The following is a 6,000-nucleotide window of genomic DNA, read 5'->3' on the forward strand; positions in this document are numbered from 1 at the left end:
TTGGTTGTCGTTGCCGGGGGGCCCGATAGCTCCTCATCCAGCTTGGTGGCACGCGGCGACGGAAGCGGACAGACAGGGCGCCGGGTTCACGACTTCGAAGGCTGCGCGAAACGGGATGTGTCAAGCGTAATGGAGGCACACCGCGGGCCCTCCGCTGCTTCTTCGACTAGACCTCGAAGGTATTCCAATTCTGAGACCTGAGAGGTGATTTCGCCAAGTCCTTGGGCATAAAGGATTGCGCGAGAGCTTCGCATAAATGTTCTCCCCACCACAACAAAATCACTATCAGGACAGCATCAGAGCAAATGAGAAGACTTAAATCAGCGACCGGGCTCGGCTTCATTGAAGCATGTGAATCCCGTCTGCGAACCCGAGTAGTTCCGGAAATTCAGAACCCCACTGTCTCCACTCAGGTAGGGGGCTGCCGTCTGCTCAAAATGAATTTATTGACTGCTTGAATCGTGCGAGCAAGCTGTCGCCGCCGGCGCGACCTACGCGGCGGGGTGACTAGCACAACGAAGAGCAGGTTCAGCAGCAGCCAGCAGCCGACCGCGATGAAAATGTACTTCATAACTCCTCAGAGGTACCCTCGGCGCGCCTGCGCCCGACTCGCGATCGCATCCGACGTGAGGGATGTCGACTGGAGTAGCCTACGGCAGGTCGCCGATGGGCCGATACCCGCCATCAGCTCTTGGCAATCAATGGCGTTCAACGCGGATCTCTCCTGATACCTTCTAGCTCACCCCACGGAAGTCCCTCGCCATTGCACGATGAGTTCACCGCTACGCTAATGACGGGCGTAATGTGCTTAATCAATCCAAGCTCGCGAAGAAATTTGGACCAAAAGTAATCGAGTACTGTCCAGAATACGGGCTGTTGGACGTACACCGTGCCGCGAAAGACAACGAACGAGCGATCTGTACCTGCAGCAAGATGCCGAATGAGATCCCGGTTCGAGCCATCGGGAATAAGTGTCGCGATCTGCAGATGGCACGAGGCTCTGCTCGCCCGGATAATCGGCGTGTAATTCACGACCTCGTCGGTCACGACGACGTTGAAGTGGTTGCGTTCAAAGAATTTGATAAGGTCGTCCTTTAAATAGTTTTGAGTTTCGGGCTGGCTTGCGATCTTCCATCCAATCGTCAACAAAAGCACGGCAGCAATAGACCACCTAAATGCGCTGGAATAGTTCACGCCGCACCCCAAGAACACTGAAGCCGACTATCAGGCCGAGTATGATTGTGTTGCCGACCGCGTCTCCCCACGGTCCATGGACGGCGGCGTAATGCCATTGGCTCAAACCCATCAAACTTATCCGCGCGACGTTCACAGCTATTACTGAAACGCAGGCCAAAAGGCACCACGACACGTCGTAAACGGATTTCTTGGAGCCCGCTAATTGGCTCAAGGTAACCCAACACAGTACTGCAAGAGACACGTTCGCAAGCGAAGAACAAGCTGGCCAGATTACAAGAACTCCGGATCCGTCAGCAAATTCCACAATGTCTCCGGTCCGATGCGTCCCCAGTATCCAACCAACGAGTGACGCGTCGATCTGCAATATTAGGTTTGCAAAAAACTGAAATAGCAATCGGCTCCAAAGCATGGGCACGGTGGTAGCCAGTAATATGAAAGCGCCCCGTCGAGATGAGGCGACATCGGCGGAGATAATGATGTAGAGACTAAGAGCGGCTATTGCGAGCCAGCTTAGGGCTCCGATCGGAAGAATGACCAGAAAGAGAAAACCTGCCCCCAGGGCCAGCTCTGACGGACGCACCCCAAACGTTCGGTCTCGAAGAACAAGAGATACCCCGGCGGCACACGAGATCCACACAATTATGCTAATCCCGAAGGTATTGAAAAGCGCCTCCGCCCATCCAAGCCGGTTAACTGATTGGATGATGCGTGATGCGAGGCCACTTACACAACCGAGAGCGAATAGTCCCGCAAAGAATTCTCCACGTGACAACTGCCTTATTCGCAATGTACCACGTGCAATCCACTCGTTTGAATATGCGACCACAAGCCAGCGCCTCGCCTTGTTTTCAGCCGCCGAGTATATGCCAAACCACCATCGAGTCTTGCTTGAGAACCAAAATCCCTTGAACTCTGGCGCAGATGAAAGCGGACACAACGATTTCGTCCGGCTACTATCCGCGGAGATTGCGATTAACTAACTGCAACGCCTCGCGTGCGCGGCGTGCTCATTACAACAGGCTAGCAATCGCTCTCTTCGGGATTGGCGTGCAGCCCGTTGCGACCGCTTGAAGTACCTACCGAAATATCAGGTAAGACAGACTGCCCCGGGAAGGCGAGCTACCAATGTCAGCCAACCTTACGACGGCGTTTAACCAACCAGTAGACACCGTAGCCAATGGCGAGAATCGGAAGGCCGGCGCCAGCAATCGGACCGGGGGCTCCCCTCACTTGGCCGGGCGCGTTTTCGCAATTTCCATTGCCGTTGCAGGCTAGGGCGGGCGGCGCAGAAATTATTAGAGTGAAGGCCAGAGCTAATGCAGACAAAACTCCCGAGGCGATCTTCATTGTTCTGCTCCACATTTTAAACGGGTTGGATCTTGTTTTGCGGATTTATTGAGCTTTAATTTACATTTAATGATAGTTAATGCCTACCAAAACGTCAATAGCTGGAAAACCCCCGAGTGGCAGTCATGCTGACCTTTAAGCGGCTCCTGCAGGATATCGCCTTTAACAAGATGTCGATTGGAATCGCGCATGCGCATCGTTTCCCCCTGCTGCATGAGAAGCATGCGCTCCGCGAACTGCTCGTCTATCTCGACGTCGATTGCGTTTTCGACGTGGGCGCAAACGAGGGGCAATATGCCGAGTTGCTGAGATCTATCGGTTACGACGGCCAGATTGTTTCGTTTGAACCTGTCCCGCGACTCGCAAAGGCGCTGCGCGCAAAAGCTGTCTACGACGCGAGTTGGTATGTTGAGAGCGTTGCATTGGATTCAACGCGACGACATGTCGAATTTAATGTGGCATCGTCCCATTCACTATCGTCTCTGCATACGCCGCTGTCGGGTGGCGTGTTTGAGCGGGATATAGCCGCGTCAGAAAGAATCGGCATCGACACAGACACGCTCGATGATTACTTTCGCAAATATCAGAAAACGCTTGGGTTCAAGCGTGCCTTCCTGAAAATGGATACTCAAGGGCATGACCTCTCCGTTGCCGCGGGAGCCGGCGAGATGCTCTCAGAATTCTATGGCCTCCAATCCGAAGTGGCAATCGCTCCGTTGTACCAAGACCAGCCGAGCCTGAGAGAAGCCGTAACATTTTACGAAGAACGAGGCTTTGCCATAAATGCAGTCCTTCCCACGCACTACGCCTTTCCCACCCTGATCGAGGTCGATTTCCTATTCATAAACAGGCGTCGCATCCACACTGATCCAACAACGAGCTATCGACGGCAGCGCCGTAAATCCGCTGAGGTATGGCCAGGCGCGAACGAAACTAACAAGGCCGTATAGAAGCCCAGTCGTTTTGGCGGTGTTCAGCGGTGGTCCTTCCGCACGATAGATCTAAACCATTCAACTGCAGGCCGCACCAGCTGCCATTCTCGCGACCCAAGAACCTTCTTGCAGGCGAGAAACCACCAACGACGCGATCTTTGAACGCTCGGATCAATACTCACTGCAAGTTTAGACAGGCGTGCTGAGCTCTCCATCGCGCCTTCATTGAAGGCAGCGCTTGCGCAGCCGATCGCTTCAAGTGCCAACATGTGGTTCATCCGGATACGAAGATCAGCAGCGTTGGTGAACCTCGCGGCGCTACTATCCAGGAAATGTTCTATCGCTGCCTTGCGTTGGAGCAGGTCTTGCTCCCGCGAAGGCTCACTTGACATATTGGCCGAGTGCGCTCGATACACGGCTTGGTCAGCGGCAATGACCCCGACATCGCCGTGTGCGGCCAGCCGTAACCACATTTCCATGTCAGAGGCGTAGGGTAAATCAGCCAAATACCCGCCGCGTTTCTGCAGGCATGTGCGAACCACGACGGTTGGTGACAGCACAATGTTTTTTGCGCCGCTAAGTGCAATGAAATCAAGTCCGGACAAAACACGGGTTCTCGATCCCACGCCTGTTCGACGCCGCGAACGCTCCCCGCGTTGATCAAGAACAACCGCGCCGCCGAAGGTGAAAGCGACGGACGGATGATCGTCCATCAGCTCGACTGATCTCGAAAGGGCACCGGGCAACAGGTAATCGTCCGCAGACAGCAGAAGCATGTAGTCGGCTCTCGCCCAGGCGATGCCTTCATTGGCGGTAGCAATCAGCCCTTGATTCGAGGTGTGCCGGCAATAGCTGACGCGGGATCGGAGCAGACTAACTCTTCCGCAACTTCCGCTGTATTGTCCGGCGACGCATCATCGATAATAAGCACGCGCAGTTCGGGGCCGGATTGCGTCAAAACGCTCCCGACGCACTCTCGCAGGAAGCGCCCATACCGGAAGCAGGGAACAACCACGTCTACCGAACTCATTTTCGCAAACAGACCGTCACAAAGAGGGCTGAGCCCGCCCGTCTGAGAAAATCAAATCCAATTAAAAGGGTTCCTGGCCGGCTGCTGCAACAGGCAGCCGGTCAACTCCCTTCAAGGCAGCTGCTACAGCAAGCCTTTCCATTCTCCTGAACTGGCGGACACGGAACGGTACCAAAGGAACAGAACGCGCAGCGGTTGCCGAGGAGCGGCTTAACGCGCTGGCCGCCCCAAGATTCCCGCGGAAGACGCCTTACGCGACTACATCGCAAGCTGGTTAGTTGATGAACCGGTGTATTTGCTCCACGCGCAACGAACAAAAGCCGGCGCACGTCAGCCCAGAGGACTTGGCCACTTGCCTTCTAGGTCAGCAAGAGGCCATGCGGCGCGAATATTAAATCCTGAGGCCTGAGTGCTTCCTATACGAGCACGTCGTTGCCTGCGCTGAACGTGATCGTGCTTTCGTGTGCTGTCGTGTCAAATGCCGAGATCGTAAGTTCGCTGAAGTTCTCAATACCAAGCGCAGCGACATCGATGTAGTCGGTTCCTAAATTCGAAATACCCTGGCCAAGATCCGCGACTTTGTCGTGGCCGTTATTGACGTTGAACACAAAGGTGTCGTTGCCTCCTTTCGCGAGCCCAAGCATCACCTGAGCGTCGCCCCACATGTCATCTTTTCCGGTGCCGCTGATCAACTGGTCGTTCCCTCCACGCGCGTTGTCAGCATGGTCTGCCCATCCCCGACAAGCATGGTATCGTATGTTCCGGCAGGAACCGGGCTTGGAACATTGCCTCCGGTCAGACTGTCGTCGCCGCCCTGAGCGTCGCCGGAGATGGTCAGCGCATCGCCGTAAGCTCTGCTCAAGCCGGATGCGATGCCGCCCCCTTGCAATGCGCTGCCGCCGATCTAGGAATTCTCGGCAGGCCGTTACCGCCGTTAGCCTACAGGTTCAGTGCGTGGTGGGGAAACGAGAGTTCGCGCAAAGCTGGGCACACGCAAGCCATGGCGTGGCTGCAGTCAGGCTTCGCGGCTAGGCTTTCCCTGAAACAGCGAGCAGTGGAATTTCATCGAACTTGAAGGCTTTCATGGCCACCCACCTTATGAGCAGCACCTTTAGGCCCTGGGTCTTTCCCACACGCCGCAAGTGCGAACGCGGCGCTCATTGCGGCTACTTGCCAACCTCCAACGATCAAGATGATTAAACTTCTCGGCTGACAGCCGCGCAAGAGGCGTTAGAGGTCCGATCGCATCTTGGAGCAATGCCCCTCCACCGTGATTGCCGCTCCATGAGGTGGCTCATTGGCATCCTGGCGGCGTTCCTGATCTGCCTCTTCATCTACGCCGGGTCAGCCTTCGTTTCGGTCTTGGGCCTGGTTTCGGCCGTGCGAAGCGCAGACGCCGCTCAGGTGATGGCCCGGACTAATCTTCCGCGCCTCCGTCATTCGGTAGTCGATCAGGTTGTGTCCGCTTATCTCGACCGAATTGGCCGAAAGCGG

The 6,000-nt window shown here is 55.5% G+C and carries 6 protein-coding genes; 2 read left to right on the forward strand and 4 right to left on the reverse strand.

What is annotated here, in order from left to right:
• Positions 1-708 precede the first annotated feature (708 nt).
• Positions 709-1,194: a hypothetical protein gene (locus IVA75_RS24650; RefSeq protein ID WP_247286738.1), complete on the reverse strand. Its 486-nt coding sequence runs from the start codon at positions 1,192-1,194 to the stop codon at positions 709-711.
• 1,475 nt (positions 1,195-2,669) lie between these two features.
• On the opposite strand from IVA75_RS24650, the gene IVA75_RS24655 reads away from it, so the two are divergent.
• Positions 2,670-3,494, forward strand: coding sequence for an FkbM family methyltransferase (locus IVA75_RS24655; RefSeq protein WP_247286769.1), 825 nt, complete (start codon positions 2,670-2,672; stop codon positions 3,492-3,494).
• 23 nt (positions 3,495-3,517) lie between these two features.
• Here IVA75_RS24655 and IVA75_RS24660 read toward each other — a convergent pair whose 3' ends face one another.
• The 3 genes from IVA75_RS24660 to IVA75_RS24665 form a co-directional block, all read right to left on the reverse strand.
• A complete protein-coding gene (locus tag IVA75_RS24660; RefSeq protein ID WP_346658437.1) occupies positions 3,518-4,348 on the reverse strand; it encodes a glycosyltransferase in 831 nt (276 codons plus the stop codon).
• Positions 4,297-4,506 (reverse strand): glycosyltransferase, encoded by a 210-nt coding sequence (locus IVA75_RS40075; RefSeq protein WP_253075319.1) that lies wholly within the window; start codon positions 4,504-4,506, stop codon positions 4,297-4,299. The genes IVA75_RS24660 and IVA75_RS40075 overlap by 52 nt, the downstream gene beginning before the upstream one ends.
• Positions 4,507-4,922: 416 nt before the next feature.
• Positions 4,923-5,198: a hypothetical protein gene (locus IVA75_RS24665; RefSeq protein ID WP_247286739.1), complete on the reverse strand. Its 276-nt coding sequence runs from the start codon at positions 5,196-5,198 to the stop codon at positions 4,923-4,925.
• 592 nt (positions 5,199-5,790) lie between these two features.
• Between IVA75_RS24665 and IVA75_RS24670 the strand changes: the two genes are divergently transcribed.
• On the forward strand, positions 5,791-6,000 hold a 210-nt coding region (locus IVA75_RS24670), incomplete at its 3' end, for a DUF2939 domain-containing protein (RefSeq protein WP_247286740.1).

It is taken from the genome of Bradyrhizobium sp. 134, assembly GCF_023074155.1.
In the GTDB taxonomy this organism is placed as follows: domain Bacteria; phylum Pseudomonadota; class Alphaproteobacteria; order Rhizobiales; family Xanthobacteraceae; genus Bradyrhizobium.

Coding starts and splice junctions, on each gene's coding strand:
- IVA75_RS24655 (WP_247286769.1), top strand. CDS start 2,670: ATGCTGACCTTTAAGCGGCTCCTGCAGGATATCGCCTTTAACAAGATG.
- IVA75_RS40075 (WP_253075319.1), bottom strand. CDS start 4,506: ATGAGTTCGGTAGACGTGGTTGTTCCCTGCTTCCGGTATGGGCGCTTC.